Annotated in this window: 13 protein-coding genes; 11 read left to right on the forward strand and 2 right to left on the reverse strand. The window is 45.9% G+C overall.

Annotated elements, in window-relative coordinates; translation table 11 throughout:
• Nucleotides 1-11 precede the first annotated feature (11 nt).
• The 4 genes from AC4EG4_RS14780 (at nucleotide 12) to AC4EG4_RS14795 (ending at nucleotide 5,475) form a co-directional block, all read left to right on the forward strand.
• Nucleotides 12-1,556 carry a GNAT family N-acetyltransferase gene (locus AC4EG4_RS14780; RefSeq protein WP_490979786.1) on the forward strand — a complete coding sequence of 515 codons (1,545 nt, stop codon included), beginning with the start codon at nucleotides 12-14 and terminating at the stop codon, nucleotides 1,554-1,556.
• 190 nt (nucleotides 1,557-1,746) lie between these two features.
• A complete protein-coding gene (locus tag AC4EG4_RS14785) occupies nucleotides 1,747-3,447 on the forward strand; it encodes a phospho-sugar mutase (protein WP_490988247.1) in 1,701 nt (566 codons plus the stop codon).
• A gap of 255 nt (nucleotides 3,448-3,702) precedes the next feature.
• Nucleotides 3,703-4,818 (forward strand): GAF domain-containing sensor histidine kinase, encoded by a 1,116-nt coding sequence (locus tag AC4EG4_RS14790; RefSeq protein WP_490979788.1) that lies wholly within the window; start codon nucleotides 3,703-3,705, stop codon nucleotides 4,816-4,818.
• A 15-nt stretch (nucleotides 4,819-4,833) separates the two neighbouring features.
• Nucleotides 4,834-5,475: a response regulator gene (locus tag AC4EG4_RS14795; RefSeq protein WP_490979789.1), complete on the forward strand. Its 642-nt coding sequence runs from the start codon at nucleotides 4,834-4,836 to the stop codon at nucleotides 5,473-5,475.
• A gap of 34 nt (nucleotides 5,476-5,509) precedes the next feature.
• On the opposite strand, the gene rsgA is transcribed toward AC4EG4_RS14795, so the two are convergent.
• A complete protein-coding gene (rsgA, locus tag AC4EG4_RS14800) occupies nucleotides 5,510-6,565 on the reverse strand; it encodes a ribosome small subunit-dependent GTPase A (RefSeq protein ID WP_490988248.1) in 1,056 nt (351 codons plus the stop codon).
• A 341-nt stretch (nucleotides 6,566-6,906) separates the two neighbouring features.
• Between rsgA and AC4EG4_RS14805 the strand changes: the two genes are divergently transcribed.
• The 4 genes from AC4EG4_RS14805 to AC4EG4_RS14820 all read left to right on the forward strand — a co-directional run bounded on the left by AC4EG4_RS14805 (nucleotide 6,907) and on the right by AC4EG4_RS14820 (nucleotide 11,737).
• Nucleotides 6,907-7,971, forward strand: a complete 1,065-nt coding sequence (locus AC4EG4_RS14805; protein WP_490988249.1) for a phosphotransferase family protein — start codon at nucleotides 6,907-6,909, stop codon at nucleotides 7,969-7,971.
• A gap of 81 nt (nucleotides 7,972-8,052) precedes the next feature.
• The gene (locus AC4EG4_RS14810; RefSeq protein ID WP_490988250.1) at nucleotides 8,053-9,240 is read left to right on the forward strand and encodes a cytochrome P450 family protein; all 1,188 of its coding nucleotides are present in this window, start codon (nucleotides 8,053-8,055) and stop codon (nucleotides 9,238-9,240) included.
• A 100-nt stretch (nucleotides 9,241-9,340) separates the two neighbouring features.
• A complete protein-coding gene (locus AC4EG4_RS14815; RefSeq protein WP_490988251.1) occupies nucleotides 9,341-10,630 on the forward strand; it encodes a DUF2254 domain-containing protein in 1,290 nt (429 codons plus the stop codon).
• 51 nt (nucleotides 10,631-10,681) lie between these two features.
• The gene (locus AC4EG4_RS14820; protein ID WP_490988252.1) at nucleotides 10,682-11,737 is read left to right on the forward strand and encodes a mechanosensitive ion channel family protein; all 1,056 of its coding nucleotides are present in this window, start codon (nucleotides 10,682-10,684) and stop codon (nucleotides 11,735-11,737) included.
• A 49-nt stretch (nucleotides 11,738-11,786) separates the two neighbouring features.
• On the opposite strand, the gene AC4EG4_RS14825 is transcribed toward AC4EG4_RS14820, so the two are convergent.
• On the reverse strand, nucleotides 11,787-12,680 hold the full coding sequence (locus AC4EG4_RS14825; protein ID WP_490988253.1) for a cation diffusion facilitator family transporter: 894 nt from the start codon (nucleotides 12,678-12,680) through the stop codon (nucleotides 11,787-11,789).
• A gap of 329 nt (nucleotides 12,681-13,009) precedes the next feature.
• Between AC4EG4_RS14825 and chrA the strand changes: the two genes are divergently transcribed.
• The 3 genes from chrA to kynB are packed head-to-tail and all read left to right on the forward strand — an operon-like array spanning nucleotide 13,010 to nucleotide 16,078.
• Nucleotides 13,010-14,182 carry a chromate efflux transporter gene (gene chrA / locus AC4EG4_RS14830; RefSeq protein WP_490988254.1) on the forward strand — a complete coding sequence of 391 codons (1,173 nt, stop codon included), beginning with the start codon at nucleotides 13,010-13,012 and terminating at the stop codon, nucleotides 14,180-14,182.
• A 19-nt stretch (nucleotides 14,183-14,201) separates the two neighbouring features.
• Nucleotides 14,202-15,455, forward strand: coding sequence for a kynureninase (kynU, locus tag AC4EG4_RS14835; protein ID WP_490988255.1), 1,254 nt, complete (start codon nucleotides 14,202-14,204; stop codon nucleotides 15,453-15,455).
• Nucleotides 15,455-16,078 carry an arylformamidase gene (gene kynB / locus AC4EG4_RS14840; RefSeq protein WP_490988256.1) on the forward strand — a complete coding sequence of 208 codons (624 nt, stop codon included), beginning with the start codon at nucleotides 15,455-15,457 and terminating at the stop codon, nucleotides 16,076-16,078. The genes kynU and kynB overlap by 1 nt, the downstream gene beginning before the upstream one ends.
• Nucleotides 16,079-16,152: the final 74 nt, after the last annotated feature.

The raw sequence follows: 16,152 nt of genomic DNA on the forward strand, positions 1-16,152 counted from the left end.
AGAGCTGTACTGTGGCAGAGCAATTCGATTTATCCCATTTCGAAAAAAGCATGATCATTCGTGAAATGAATTATGCAGATATAAATGCCATCCTGGAAATGCAGCGTTTATGCTTTCCTGGAATGGATCCATGGAAAGAAGAACAATTAAGAAGCCATTTGGGCGTTTTCCCCCAAGGTCAGATGATTGCTGAATTGGACGGCACAGTGATTGGCTCATGTTCGAGTTTGCTGATTAACTTTGATGAATACGACGATCGCCATACTTGGGACGACGTAACAGACGCCGGATACATTACTAACCATAATCCGGACGGCTACAATATGTACGGCATTGAAGTCATGGTGCATCCGGAATACCGCCGGATGAAAGTGGGGCAGCGTTTATACGAAGCCCGCAAGGAACTTGCCCGCGAACTAAATTTAAAATCCATTATTATCGGCGGACGCATCCCGAATTACCACAAACACGCGGATGAAATGTCGCCGCGTGAATACGTTGATTCGGTATCGCGCCATAAAGTATACGATCCTGTATTAACCTTCCAGTTGATGAACGGCTTCCAATTAATGCGCATCAACCCGAACTATTTGCAGGACGATTTGGCATCCGGCAAATATGCAACCTTGATGGAATGGAACAATGTCGATTACAAGCCGATATCCAAACGCCATTTTAAAACGAGTTTGCCGGTCCGGATTTGTGTCGTGCAGTATTTGATGCGTGCCATTAAATCATTCGACGATTTGGCCAGCCAAGTTGAATATTTTGTAGACGTTGCTTCTGACGCACATTCAGATTTCGTGGTATTCCCAGAAATCTTTACCACGCAGCTAATGTCGTTCCTGAATGAGCCGTCGCCAAGCCAGGCAGTGCGAAAACTGACTGAATACACGCCTCAGTATATTGAATTGTTTACGGACCTTGCAGTTCGTTACAACGTCAACATTATCGGGGGATCACATTTCGTCAAAGAAGAAGACGACGAAATCTACAACATTGCATACCTGTTCCGCCGCGATGGATCTATCGACAAGCAGTACAAAATTCACATCACGCCAAATGAACGCAAATGGTGGGGAATTTCTGCCGGAGATTCGGTCCGCGTCTTTGATACTGATTGCGGAAAAATCGCCATTCAGATCTGCTACGATATCGAGTTTCCTGAACTCGCACGCATCGCAACAGATATGGGCGCCAATATTATTTTCACGCCGTTCTGTACAGAAGATCGCCAAGGCTATCTGCGTGTTCGCTACTGTGCACAGGCGCGCGCAGTGGAAAACCAAATTTATACCGTCATTTCCGGGACGGTCGGCAACTTGCCGCAAACCGAAAATATGGACATCCAATATGCTCAATCGGGCATTTTCGCTCCATCCGACTTCGAGTTTGCACGTGATGGAATTGTCGGAGAAACCAATCCAAACCTGGAAATGGTGCTGATTGGGGATGTCGATTTGGAAATCCTGCGTCGCCAGCGCCAAAACGGAACGGTCAAGCAATTGAAAGACCGCCGCCACGATGTCTACAGAGTGGAATACAAAAAAGATTAATTACAGCCGCTTCCTTAAATGGGAGCGGTTTTTCTTTGGGTTATTTGGTAAACTGGAGACTAATCAAAAGAATTTATTTTTATAAAGGGCTTCCGGCACAACATCCGCAGGAATGCACAGGCCTTTTGTAGAATAGCTATAAGTGAGACTTTTTGGACATACTTAAATAACAATAGATGGAGGAATGTACATGTCATGGAAAGAACGCTTTAAACGCTGGTCGGATCACAAAGGGCTTGACGAAGAAACACGAAAATCATTAGATCTGCTAAAAGAAGATGAAAAGTTGGCAGAAGATGCTTTTTATCAGGATCTGGTATTTGGTACCGGGGGAATGCGCGGTGAAATTGGACCCGGCACAAACCGCATGAACGTTTACACGGTGCGAAAAGCTTCACAGGGCATTGCGGATTACATAAAACACAACGGCGAACAAGCGATGGCGCGTGGAATGGTGATCGCTTATGACAGCCGCCGCATGTCCCCTGAATTTGCGGAAGAAGCAGCCCGTACGTTTGCTGCAAACGGCATCCACACCTATTTATACAGCGCTGCCCGGACAACACCGCAGCTGTCATTCAGCGTACGCTACCTGAATGCATTTATGGGGATTGTCATTACGGCCAGCCACAATCCGCCGGAATACAATGGCTATAAGGTCTATGCAGAAGACGGTGCCCAGTTGAATCTGGAAGATGCTGACCGCGTGATTGATTATGTCAGCCGCGTAGAAGACGAACTGGCCATCGACAACGAAGGATTTGACGAGTCCCTGCTTGTCCGGATCGATGAAAAATTGGATACGGCTTATCTGTCCAATGTATTGACTGTTCAGGAGCATGATGCGAGACCGATCTCGGCTGTTTTCACGCCTCTTCATGGAGCTTCGGGTGCAACCGTCAAACGGCTCTTGGATTCGGCGGGCTATGATGAGATAACGTACGTGGCAGAACAGATGGAACCTGATGGCGAATTTCCAACGGTGAGCTCTCCAAACCCGGAAGAAGCTGGAGCGTTTGAATTGGCTGAGGAATACGGCAGAAAATCAGAAGCTGACTTGCTGATTGCTATTGATCCTGATGGAGACCGCGTCGGCATCGCCGTATGGAGCGGACGGCAATACGAATTGCTGAGCGGCAATCAGACTGGCGCTATCCTTATAGAATATTTACTGAGCCAAAAACAGATAAAAGACACCTTGCCAACAAATGGCCGTATTTTCAAAACCATTGTGACTTCTGAATTTGGCCGTGTAGTGGCTGAATCTTACGGCATTGGCTGTGAAGATGTTTTGACCGGCTTTAAATTTATCGGGGAAAAATTGCGCCATAATGATGCCGACCCGCAATTTGAGTTTTTATTCGGTTATGAAGAAAGCTATGGTTATTTAATTAAAGACTTTGCACGGGACAAAGATGCAGTGCAAGCAACTTTACTGCTGGTTGAAGCGGCATCGTTCTATAAAAAGCAAGGCAAAACGCTGCATGATATTTTGGTTGAACTTTATAACCGTTTTGGCTGGTACCGGGAATCGCTGGTATCCGTTACTAAAAAAGGCATCGATGGGGCACGTGAAATCACTGCGCTGCTGGAAGACTTGCGGAAGCAGCCGGTTCAGGCGCTTGCCGGCATTCCTGTCGTATCGATTGAAGACTATGAAACCCAAAACCGCAGTTTTGTCGATTTGGGGACTAATGAAAAAATCGAATTGCCGCAATCAAATGTTATCAAATATTTTCTAGAGGACGGCTCTTGGGTCTGTGTTCGCCCAAGCGGCACAGAACCGAAAGTAAAGTATTACTTCGGCATTACAGCAGCAACCCAACAGGAAAGCGATGAAAAACTGGAACTGTTGAAAGAATCGTTTTTGGAAGAAGTCAATAGCCGTTAATTAACCAGCTCCCTGAAAAGGGGGCTTTTTCTTACTGGTACAGGCACTTCACTTTTCTCGGTTGTCCAGACTTCAGCGCCCAGCTCTTCGGGCCATAAGCCAACCCGGCTGCGTGGCAAAGGCCGCCATCACCGGTAAGGCTTCCAGCGCTTGTCGGGGCTAACCGGCTGCTTCCGCTTTTCTCGGACAAAAGTACGAGGGAGGATTTTTTTGAAAACGTGTATGGTTAAATGAGGATGAATGAGGTGAGCGTTTATGGTGGTCGGAGAACCTTCCAATATCACATTGTTGAAAGAAATCGCTGAATTGCTTAATGAGGAAACCGACATGGTGCGCATGCTGGAAGGCGCTATCCGAAAATTGTTGGGCGGCTCTACTTTTGAAACGGCGTGGATTTTTTTTATTGATGAAAAAGGAAAACATCAATTGGTGGCACAAGCAAACTTGCCAAATTCGTTAGAAGATAATGGTTGCAGACATCTGCAAAAAGGCGGCTGCTGGTGCGTCAAGCGCTACCACGATGGCGATTTGGACAAAGCGTCCAATATTATTGCCTGTCAGCGAATCGAAAATGCCATGCCCGCCAAATCTCGAGAGCCTGGAAGCATTACGCATCACGCTACGGTTCCGCTGCAGTCAGGCAAGGAAAAATTCGGTCTGTTGAACATTGCTGCACCAGACACGGTCCGATTTTCTAATGACGAATTGGCTCTTTTGGAATCGGTGGCTTTTCAAATTGGATCAGCTATCAAAAGAATTGGCTTGACCAAACAGGAACAAGAACTGGCACTCGTCAAAGAACGCAATCGATTAGCCCGCGATTTGCATGATTCGGTCAATCAATTACTGTTTTCGGTAACCTTGACCGCTCGTGGAGGGGTAGAAATGTCAGAGGACGCACTGGTACAGGACACATTTCGCGATATTCAGCATTTGACGCAAGAAGCGCTGAATGAAATGCGGGCGTTAATTTGGCAGCTGCGGCCAAAAGGGTTGGAAAGCGGATTGCTTGATGCCATAAAAGGCTATGGTGAAATGCTTGGCCTGACAGTCGAAACCAAAATGACGGGCGTTATTCAATTGCCTTCCCGCATCGAAGAGACCTTGTTTCGAATTTCGCAGGAATCGCTGAACAATGTCCGGAAACATTCAGGGGTCAATAAAGTCGAATTGTATTTGTCGGTCACAGCAACAGATGTTTTATTGGTATTGAAAGACGAAGGGCGCGGATTTGTCTTTGACCAAGGAATAAATCTGCCATCTATTGGCATCCAAAGCATACGCGACCGCGCGAAATTAGAAGGCGGAACTGCTGACTGGTCGAGTGAAATTGGCAAGGGAACGGAAATCCTGGTCCGGATTCCGTATTAACGGGGAGTGAAAATCATGGTGAAAGTATTGATAGCCGATGACCATCATGTGGTTCGGCGCGGTTTGTTGTTTTTTTTAAAAACACAAAAAGACATTGAAGTGGTGGGCGAAGCAGTTAATGGCAAGGAAGCTGTGGAAATGGCCGCAGTGCTTCAGCCGGATATTGTATTGATGGATTTGATGATGCCGGTAATGGACGGCATTCAGGCCACTCGCATGATCAAGAAACAATTTCCAGATATGATTGTGCTGATGCTGACCAGTTTTTCAGATCAGGACCATGTGGTGCCGGCGATTGAAGCAGGAGCGGCTGGCTACCAATTGAAAGATATCGAACCGGATGAATTGGTCGCTTCACTGCGCAGTTTGATGCGGGGAGAAAATACGCTTCATCCGAAAGCCTCGTCCGAGCTCATGAAAGCTCCGGCTGAACCTGCGCCGCATACGATCAACCAACTGACGCCGCGAGAGCAGGAAGTACTTGCTGAATTGACGAAAGGCAAAAGCAATAGGGAAATCGCGTCTGCCTTGTTTGTTACTGAAAAAACAGTGAAGACCCACATCTCCAATATTTTTATTAAGCTGGTTGTCCAAGACCGGACACAGGCAGCGCTTTATGCAGTCAAACATGGGCTGACAGAGCCCGAAAGAAGATAAAAAGAGTGCAACGGAATTTTCCGTCGCACTCTTTTTACCGTTTTTTAACAGGCCGTTTCCGGTAGTCTTTGGTCAATTGCTTCCACTTGTTTCGTTCGGCTTTTTGTGCAGCCGCATCACTTTTTCGTTCCATATGGGCCAATTCGCGCTTCAGTTTCAAATAGCTCTGGTAACGTCCAGCGTCCAGTTCGCCGCTTTGGAGGGCTTCCTGCACGCGGCATCCCGGTTCATCGTGATGGGCGCAATCTCGGAACCGGCAAGCGAGCGCAAATTCTTCCACGTCACTGAATCCTGCTTCGACTCCTTCTGAATAATCCCCCAACTGAAATTCGCGCATGCCGGGAGTATCGATCATCAATCCGCCTGCTGGCAGTAAAATCATTTCCCGGTGCGTCGTCGTATGCCGTCCTTTGCTGTCATCTTCCCGAATGTCCTGCACCGTCATGCGTTCGCTGCCGGACAGGGCATTGATCAACGATGATTTGCCAACTCCGGAAGAACCGAGCAATGCACCGGTTTTGTATCCAGCCAACTGGTTTTGCAGCTCTTCGATTCCTTCGCCGGTAACTGCTGACACGGCATATACAGGAACACCGAATGCTACATTCTCTACTTCCCGCAGGTACGGTTCAATATCTGGACATTGGTCTTTCTTGGTCAACACGATCACAGGGTTCGATCCCGAATCCCAGGCGGCCAGTAAATAACGTTCCAGGCGCCGGACATTGAAGTCATGGTTTAGCGACATTGCCAAAAAGACATAATCCACATTAACGGCGATCCGTTGAATATCCGATGTTTCACCCGCCGTTTTTCTAGAAAACTGGGAAGTGCGAGGCAGCACTTGATGAATGATGCCTTTTTTTTCTCCTGGCATTTGTTCGGCCATAACCCAGTCACCGACACAAGGAAAATCGGTGTGGTTATGCTGGTGCCGGTATTTGCCGGACAATGAGCAAAGCCATTCACCATTATTTGTAACAACGCGGTATAAATTTTTATGTTCTAAAGTGACGCGCCCCGGGATTCCCGGTGCGTTTATTTTTTCCTGCCAGCTGCTGTTCCAGCCATACTGTTCTATCTTAGTCAATGTTGTTTCCTCCTAATTATGCAAAATAAAAAACCACGGATGCGCGCAATTCGCAGTCCGTGGTCTCCAGGCATAATGGAAGAAGCGTATCGTCAGCGATACACAGGGGGAGACACTATAGACTGGAATTGCGTATTCAAAAATAAAATAGCCATAATGCCTCACCTCTTTCTTCAAGTTACCTTAACGATAAATGAAACTCTCTTTCTGGTCAAGGGAAATTTTTTGAGTATTGAAAAAGAGGCTTCTTGCATTAACTGAATGATAGCGCTAACATAAAGTGACTATTCCGATTATTTCCGGCACTTAAACTTATTAGGAACAGAAGGGGTGGAGAAAAGATGATGCAAAAAGATGTGCTGATTCCCGTGAGATCAGGAGAAGAGCTCGACAAGTCCAAGCTTGAACAATTTCTGCGTACTGAAATAAACGACTTGCCTCAAGGAGCGCTTTACATACAACAGTTTGGCACGGGCCATTCCAACTTGACTTATGCCCTGCAGATCGGAAGTTGGGAAGCCGTGCTGAGAAGGCCGCCGATTGGTCCTGTCGCACCTAAAGCGCATGACATGGAACGGGAATTCAGGATCCTGTCTGCGCTGCATCCGGTTTTTAAGACTGCGCCAAAGCCATTGGTCTATTCGGACGATGCATCAATTATTGGCAGCCCTTTTTTTATTATGGAAAGAAGGCACGGTATTGTGTTGGACAGTGAGTTTCCAGAGGGAATTCAATCGACCGAAGAATTGGGACAGCAAATTTCAGAGAAAATGGTTGATGCCTTGGTCGAACTTCATTCGTTGGATTATCGGCAAACCGCTTTAGCCGATATGGCAAAGCCTGAAGGTTTCATGAAGCGGCAAGTCGAGGGATGGATCGGCCGTTATGAACGTGCACAAACGGATAACATTGAAGGGATAGACCGGCTAAAAAGATGGATGCTGGAGAAGATACCGGTCTCGCAAGCACCTGCCATTATTCACTATGACTTTAAGCTGAACAATGCCATGTTTTCAGAGGACTTTTCAGAAATGACGGGATTGTTTGACTGGGAAATGACAACGGTCGGAGATCCCCTTGCAGATTTAGGTGCTGCGATGAGTTACTGGATTCAGGCGGAAGACCCGGAATTGTTGAAAAATGGACTCGGCAAACCACCCGTAACCGTTTTGAAAGGATTCTATAGCCGCGAAGAGTTTATTGCGAGCTACGGTAAAAAGAGTGGGCGTGACGTTTCGGATATGAACTTTTATTTAACGTTTGCGTATTTTAAGTTAGCGGTCATTATCCAGCAAATTTACTATCGCTATCAAAAAGGTCAAACACAGGACACCCGGTTTGCCCATTTTGATCAATACGTTAAAAGTCTGATCGCCCATGCTCTAGCAACGGCTTCCCAGAAGTAGCCATCGTAGAGTATTTGGTAAATATGAACGAGGTGAATCCGGCGGATGGAGGGTATAGAAGGAGAAAAAGGAGGAATGAAAATGACATCAAATCATGACGGCTTGTTTACAGAGCAATTTACACAAAATCCTTATCCGGCTTACAGCAAACTGCGTGAAGAAGATCCAATACACTCCGTTCGTTTCCCAGATGGCCAAAGCGGCTGGATGGTAACGCGTTATGAAGATGCAGAAAGAGTATTAAAAGATCCGCGATTTACGAAAGATCTGTCGAAGATTTATGGTGGAAGCATGGATCAGATGAGCGTTTTCACTCAAAACATGTTGTTCTCAGATCCGCCAGACCATAAACGGCTGCGCGGTCTTGCCCAGAAAGCTTTTACGCCTAAAATGATTTCCGGCATGCGCGGCAGAATCCAGGAAATCACAGATGAGTTATTGGAGGCAATGGAAGGCAAGGAACAAGTTGACTTGATTGATGCATTTGCTTTCCCGCTACCCATTATTGTCATTTGTGAAATCTTGGGTGTACCATCTGCTGACCGCGACAAATTCAGGCTATGGTCAAACTCGATGATCGAAGGAACCAGTGGAGAGCAGGGAGTGACTGTCCAGCAGCACATGAATGAGTTTGTTCAATACCTGGGGCAATGGTTTGCTACCGTTCGCGAGCAGCCGGGGGAAGACTTGATCAGCAACTTGATTCAAGCAGAGGAAGAAGGAGACCGCTTGAGCGAGCGGGAACTTTATGGTGTGGTTTTGCTGTTGATCATCGCTGGCCATGAAACTACCGTGAACTTAATCGGCAATACTGTGTTGTCCTTATTGGAAAATCCGGAGCAGCGGGAACTGTTGGTGAACAATCCGGAACTTGCCAGTCAGGCAATTGAAGAGTCTTTGCGTTTTAATGGCCCTGTGGAATTCAGTACATCCCGGTGGGCAGCTGAAGACTTTGAGTTTCAAGGAAAATCGTTGGAAAAAGGGGACTTGGTCGTAGTGTCGCTGAATTCTGCAAACCATGATCCGGATCAGTTTTCGGACCCAAAATTGTTTGATATTCAGCGCGAGAAAAGTCCGCATCTGGCTTTTGGCAAAGGCATCCACATGTGCCTCGGCGCGCCTCTTGCGCGTCTGGAAGGTGAGATCTCAATTACCGGCTTGCTGAACCGTTTCCCACACATGGAGCTGGCGGTAAAGAGCAATGACTTGGAATGGCGGCCAGGCATGATTGTCCGTGGTGTCAAAGAACTGCCGATAAAACTGGAGTGAACAAACAAAAAGGCTGGACAGTCTCCAGTCTTTTTGTTTGTTCTAAAGCGAGCAAAGCAAAAAATATGGTAAAGTTTATACATAAGAAAGGGGAATGAAGATGAAGTCACTCACATTTTGGCTGAAAGAAAAGTTGTGGCTTACTCCCGCATTGTACATTGTGATGGCAGTTTTGCTGTCGGTCACTTTTTTTTACATTGATCTTTTATATATCGAAAGGCTGAAACCTTATATTCCTGAAATTTTGTTAACGAATGTCGATTTAGCAAAAACCATCATGGGTAGTTTATCGGGTGCGCTGCTGACGATGACAACTTTCACATTCTCAACCATTTTGGTTGTATTGACCATGTATTCATCTCAATTTTCGCCCAGAACATTGAAAAATTTCATTCATGATAAGGTCACTTGGCGGGTGCTGGGGATTTTTCTAAGCGGTTTTATCTACAATACGCTATCGCTTTTGTTTATGCGAGATGATTTGTACACAACGGATGTGAGTTCGACATTTGTTGGAATTGTCCTCGCATTTTTCTGCCTTTCGACCTTTGCTTACTTTATTCACTATATCGCAACCAATGTTCAGGTTGGCCAATTGGTCAATCAGCTGATTGCCGATACGGAACAAGCCATTTCCAAAATCAAGGATTTGCAGGAACAACAGGACGGACAAGAAACTGAATGGAATCCGGTGGGCATCAAAGAAACACATCGGGCTGACAAAGAAGGGTATGTTCAATATCTTTCTTTCGATAAGTTGGTGGATTACACAGAGGAACACGATCTTAAAGTAGAAATCCTCGTTGAGACGGGAGACTATGTATACGAAGGAAAGCCGATTTTCCATATTTTTAAAATCGGGGATGCCGAAGTGTCGATTGCTAAATTTTATTCACTCGGCTCTTCAAGAACTTCTGAACAGGATGTTGATTTTGCTGTTCAAAAATTGGTGGAAGTAGCGCTTCGTGCCATATCTCCAGGAACCAATGACCCGAATACGGCGAACGAAATCATCGTTCGCCTGGGCCGTTTGCTGGGCCAGTTGGGCCAATTAAAAACCGGACCGTTTCTGCTGGGAGCAGAACGGATCTTGTACCGATTTCCGGCATATAAAACGATTCTTTATAAAACGTTCTACCAAATCTCCCATTACGGCAAAGAAGATATTTCAGTATTGATTGCGACTCTTGAATCACTTAGAGTGGCAGCTGAAACCGCACCCCATCAGCATCATGAAGAATTATGGAAGATCCATGCGTACATTTTGGAAGGTGTGGAGCTTGGCGGCTTTAAATCATTTGACCAGGAAGCGCTTCAGGAGAAAGTTGATCAGCTGGCAGAAGCCACAGGCAACCATTCCTACAATTTCCTTTTAACGGAGAAAAGCTAATGAATCTTTTTTCGGAAGGTTCAGGGACAGAGCCTGTGGGGGAGGACAACGATGCAGAACAATCAGCTGTTTGAAGGGATTGCTTTTTTAAGAGATTTGTCTATCAGAGAATTTCTAATGTTTTTTGTTTATTTAGCGCTGATTTTAGTTGTGAAATCCCTGGTCTTGTATGTTTTGAGAAAGCTGGTTTCTTCCACTGATTTCAAGGAGCGTATTTATCCAGTCATAGAAGATGTACTGAATTGGCTGGTACTTTATGGCGGCATTCTTTTCTTTCTGTTCTATTTTTCCAGAGAGCAATGGCTGACACTCGCTTTTTATGAGACGGAAGGAGTAGAAATTTCCGTTTTGCTGATTGTCGTGGCCGTGATGATCGTCACGTTTGCAAGTCGCATCGTCAAAGCATTCAACCACTACGTAATGCCGTTTGTCTATGAACAATTTAATGTGGACATTGGAATGGGTTATACCATTAACCGGCTATTATACTATGTCGTGATGTTTTTAGCGCTCGCTATTAGCTTTACGACAGTTGGGCTGGATTTAACGGCGCTTGGCTTTGTATTCAGCGTTTTGGGAATCGGCATCGGATTTGGTGTCCGCAATATTGCAGCTAACTTTGTATCCGGAATCATCATTTTATTTGAGCGGCCGATGGAAGTCGGGGAAATGGTGGAGATTGATAAGAAAATCGGACGGATTACCAAAATCAAACTCAGATCCACTGTTATTGAAACCTTGAAAGAAGGCACGCTGGTAGTGCCCAATCAATATTTCATTGAACAAATTGTCAAAAATCGTTCCAGTGCCCAATTGTATGCACGTGTGGTAGTAAGTGTGGAATACGGCAGTGACACGGAAAGAATAGAGCAGCTTCTCACAGAATCTGCTTTGAAGGCGATGAAACTGATGAAAGGAATTCCTGAAAAACAACCGGATGTGCGGTTTATCGATTTTCGGAATTCGGCGCTGGATTTCCAAGTGGAAGTTCAAGTATTTGATGTCGAAATGAAAGACAGGCTTGAAAGCCGGATTCGGCATGCCATCGCCCATGACTTTATACAGAATGAGATAAAGTTGGCTCAAACATTGCATGAAAAACTATAAAAGATCCACGGCCTTAATCGGCCATGGATCTTTTATAGTTTTTTCAGTATCAAACCTCTTCATCATCTTGAGCATACGCATAATCCGGTTCAATATGCACCAGAATGACGCAATGAGGTTTTACTTTCTGGATCTTTCTTTCGATTTCTTCAGTAATCCAATGGCTTTCCACAACATTTAAATAAGGGCCGACGCTGACCGTTAAATCGATGAACATGACATTTCCGTGATTGCGTCCTTTAAAGTCACGCAGCGCGATGACGCCAGGTACCCTCCGCACTAAAACAGACAAGGTTTCAACTTCATCTTCATCAAAGCCATCCGTTAAGGTGATGACAGATTCTTTGAAGATGTCCAATGCAGTTTTGATGATGATCAGTCCAACAACAAACGCGGTAATGACGTCGAGAATCGGTGCACCAAAGATAGCGCCAATAATCCCGATTCCGGCACCAATACTGACTAAAGCATCTGAGCGGTTGTCATAAGCTGCAGCCCGGACGGCTGAACTTTTGATTTCCTTGCTGAGTTTCAAATTATAGCGATACACGGCATACATGATGATTGCTGAGAAAAAAGCGACCCATGCGGTGATCAGCGAAGGCGTTTCAGCAGCCGGTTCGAAAAGCGACCGGATAGCGTTGGTCAAAACTTGCAGACCAATGACCGCCATGATAAAAGAAGCCAGCAGGGAAGCGATGGTCTCTGCACGCAAATGTCCATAATGATGATTTTCATCAGGCGGCTTCTGGGAAATTCTGAGTCCGACCAAAACTGCAATGGAAGCAATAATGTCGGTCAAGTTATTAAAACCATCTGCCTTTAGGGCTTCAGAAGAACCCCAAAATCCAAATAAGAGCTTGATGGCGCTTAGAAATACATAAGCACCAATGCTGATCCAGGCCCCTTTTTCCCCTTTGCGTAAATTTGTATACAGGTCCATAAAGTTTCCCGCCTCCAAGTCGCTGAAACAAAGTGAAACGACCCTCAAAGGAGGGCCGTTTCACGATCTTTATTTTGTATGTTAGAAAGGTTCTAAATTTTATTAAGCAGTTTTTCATGTTCTGGCCTGCGTATGCAACAGGATATAGACGCAAAATATATGATTGCCGCGAAAGCGTCTTTAAATAGTATCGATGTCTTTTGAGGCAATGTCAATACCGAAATACCTCCGCGCAGAGCCGTTCATAAATTTTACATAAATTTAATGTTGAAACATATAAGCAAACAGTTATGCTTATAGATAGAATCTTTATTTTAAAGGAGAGGGCTATGGCTAAGAAAAAGAACAACTATGCAGAAATTTTAAAAGCTTCGACAAAATTGGGATTAACTTCTTTTGGGGGACCGGCAGCACATATCGGCTATTTCAGAGATGAATATGTCACTAGAAGAAAATGGTTGGATGACAAAGCTTATGCGGACTTAGTGGCACTGTGCCAGTTTCTTCCTGGACCGGCCAGTTCACAGGTCGGAATTTCTATTGGCATGCTGCGCGGCGGGATATTCGGTGGGTTTTTATCCTGGTTCGGATTCACGATGCCTTCAGTTATTCTGTTAATGTTGTTTGCACTTATCGTCACCAACGGTTCGTTTGACAGCGGATGGATTCAAGGGCTAAAAATCGTTGCCGTCGCTGTTGTAGCCCACGCTTTGCTTGGGATGGGCAAGAGTTTGGCACCGGATAGGCAGCGAATTGCAATTGCTGTGGGAGCGGCAATCACTATATTGCTGATACCCACTACATGGGCTCAAATCGGAGTCATTGTTCTGGCTGGGATTCTTGGTTATGCCATTTACCGCAAAGACAAAGCACCTGATCCAGTCAAACTGGTATTGAGCTTTGGGAAAAAGACGGGCTTGGCAGCTTGGGCTATTTTTGCTGCATTATTGATTGGCTTGCCACTGATTCGGCCATTCATTGAAAACACTTCATTTGCTATTTTTGATATTTTCTATCGTGTTGGTTCGATTGTTTTTGGCGGTGGGCACGTGGTGCTGCCGATGCTTGAGCGCGAAGTCGTACCGGAATGGATGACGCCGGACACATTCATCGCTGGATATGGAGCAGCACAAGCTGTCCCAGGGCCACTATTCACCTTGGCGAGTTACTTGGGGCAATTGATGAACGGCGGTTGGGGAGTGGTGATTGCTGTGGTTGCGATGTTCTTGCCATCATTCTTATTGATCATCGGAACTTTGCCTTTTTGGAGCATCATCCGAACTAAATCCGGAGTGCAGGCAGCGCTGAAAGGTGTTAACGCAAGCGTAGTCGGAATTTTGCTGGCTGCGCTGTATGATCCTGTGTTCACTTCAGGAATCCGTGGGCCAGTTGATTTTGCGATTGCGATAACCGCCTTCACAATGTTAGTCTATTTTAAACTGGCTCCGTGGATTGTTGTTCTGGTGACGGCAGTTCTTGGTGCAGTCGCATATGCGATGTAATGGCTGAAGGAGGATGGAAATGGCAACGAGCAACGAAAGAGATCAGCAGGATCCGTTAGCAAATTTCAAACAGGAGTTTTTTGTAGAAAAAGGTACGGTATACATGGACGGCAATTCACTTGGACTCATGTCCAGAAGGTCAGAAGCAGCACTAAATACCTTGATGGACAGCTGGAAGACGTTTGGAATCGATGGATGGACTGAAGGAGAACATCCTTGGTTTACTTTAGCGGAAGCAATGAGTGCGCGCGTTGCACCATTGGTTGGCGCAAAAGCGCATGAAGTGATGGTTACAGGATCGATTACATCAAACATCCATCAGATGCTATCAACCGTATATCAACCGACAGCTGAGCGTTACGCAATCGTCGTGGATGACTTGAACTTTCCTTCGGACATCTATGCGGTAGAGAGCCATCTGCGTCTGCGTGGACGGGATCCAGTTGAGGCCATGCGCAAAGTCGGAAGCCGAGAAGGTTATACACTGGCACTTGATGATATTATCGAGCAGCTAAAAGACGACGTAGCTGTTTTATTGCTGCCATCTGTGTTGTACCGAAGCGGGCAATTATTGCCGATTCGGGAAATTACGGACGCAGCCCATCAAAAAGGAATTTTGGTTGGTTTTGACCTGGCCCATTCAATTGGTGCCATGCCGCATGAATTGCATGATGCAGGAGTAGACTTTGCCGTGTGGTGCCATTATAAATACATGAACTCTGGACCCGGCGGAACGGGTGGACTTTATTTGCATGAGCGGCACCATCATCTGCTTCCGGGCAACGCCGGATGGTTCGGTTCTGATAAGACGCGCCAATTTGACATGGACCATGAGTTTTCGAAAGCGCAGGGGGCAGGTGCCTACCAGATTGGCACGCCGCATATTTTCAGCATGGCGCCTTTACTGGGAAGCCTTGAATTGTTCGAAGAAGCGGGAATTCATGCGGTTCGCCAAAAGTCGCTTGAACTGACAAGTCTTTTAAGACAGTTGGTTGGACAGCAAGTTCCTGAATTGATTGACGTAACACCTATGGAAGATGCGGAAAGAGGCGGCCATATTGCCTTTTCCCATCCGGAAGCTGCGCGGATTTGCAAAGCATTGAAAGAAGCAAAAATCGTTCCGGATTTTCGAGCACCGAATATCATTCGGTTGGCGCCTATCGCTTTTTACACGTCGTTCAGCGACGTGGAACAGGTAGCAGAAAAGCTCCAGAGCATCATGGAAAATGAAACGTATAAACAGTTCAGCAATGAACGAAATGTGGTGGCTTAATGGAACCTAAAAAAATTATCGATATTTCTATGGAATTGAGCAATGGAACGCCGGAATGGCCCGGCGATATGCCATTTAGCTACGAATTGTCTGTTACCAGAGAACAAAGCGGATCAGTCAATGTTGGCAAATTGCAGTCAAGCACCCATATTGGCACCCATGTCGATGCCCCTTTTCATTACGATGACCAGGGAATCAAAATAGATGAGCTGCCTTTGGATATTTATTTGTCAAAAGCGCAAGTCGTGGACGTTAGCGGATTGAGCACAATCCGTGCAACAGATTTGGCATCGCTCGAAGAAGGCGTAACGACTTTGTTGTTAAAAACCGTCTCTTGGCAAGACAGAAGCCGCTTTCCTGAAAAGTGGCCGGTGTTTGACGAGTCTATCGCGGAATGGATGGCGGGCAATGGAGTCAAGCTTCTTGGAGTCGACGTGCCATCAGTAGACCCCGAAACAAGCAAAGAATTGCCGATGCACCAAGCAATGAACCGGAATCAGCGATTTATTCTGGAAGGCATCGTATTGGACGATGTGGCAGAAGGCATTTACCGTTTGGCGGCATTGCCATTAAAAATTAAAGGCGCAGAAGGCAGCCCCGTACGAGCAATTCTTTATATCTAAGAAAAGCGAAAGCGCCCGTGTAGATCCGACGGGCATCTCGAGCCAACATATTGTATTTTAAAGACAAATAAAAC

Source organism: Planococcus sp. TJ-201, from assembly GCF_058268495.1.

What these genes read in the sequence shown, in the direction of transcription:
- kynU (WP_490988255.1), top strand. Translation starts at nt 14,202, where the DNA reads ATGGCAACGAGCAACGAAAGAGATCAGCAGGATCCGTTAGCAAATTTC.
- kynB (WP_490988256.1), top strand. Translation starts at nt 15,455, where the DNA reads ATGGAACCTAAAAAAATTATCGATATTTCTATGGAATTGAGCAATGGA.
- AC4EG4_RS14795 (WP_490979789.1), top strand. Translation starts at nt 4,834, where the DNA reads ATGGTGAAAGTATTGATAGCCGATGACCATCATGTGGTTCGGCGCGGT.
- AC4EG4_RS14815 (WP_490988251.1), top strand. Translation starts at nt 9,341, where the DNA reads ATGAAGTCACTCACATTTTGGCTGAAAGAAAAGTTGTGGCTTACTCCC.
- AC4EG4_RS14820 (WP_490988252.1), top strand. Translation starts at nt 10,682, where the DNA reads ATGCAGAACAATCAGCTGTTTGAAGGGATTGCTTTTTTAAGAGATTTG.
- AC4EG4_RS14825 (WP_490988253.1), bottom strand. Translation starts at nt 12,680, where the DNA reads ATGGACCTGTATACAAATTTACGCAAAGGGGAAAAAGGGGCCTGGATC.
- AC4EG4_RS14805 (WP_490988249.1), top strand. Translation starts at nt 6,907, where the DNA reads ATGATGCAAAAAGATGTGCTGATTCCCGTGAGATCAGGAGAAGAGCTC.
- AC4EG4_RS14810 (WP_490988250.1), top strand. Translation starts at nt 8,053, where the DNA reads ATGACATCAAATCATGACGGCTTGTTTACAGAGCAATTTACACAAAAT.
- chrA (WP_490988254.1), top strand. Translation starts at nt 13,010, where the DNA reads ATGGCTAAGAAAAAGAACAACTATGCAGAAATTTTAAAAGCTTCGACA.
- AC4EG4_RS14785 (WP_490988247.1), top strand. Translation starts at nt 1,747, where the DNA reads ATGTCATGGAAAGAACGCTTTAAACGCTGGTCGGATCACAAAGGGCTT.
- AC4EG4_RS14790 (WP_490979788.1), top strand. Translation starts at nt 3,703, where the DNA reads ATGGTGGTCGGAGAACCTTCCAATATCACATTGTTGAAAGAAATCGCT.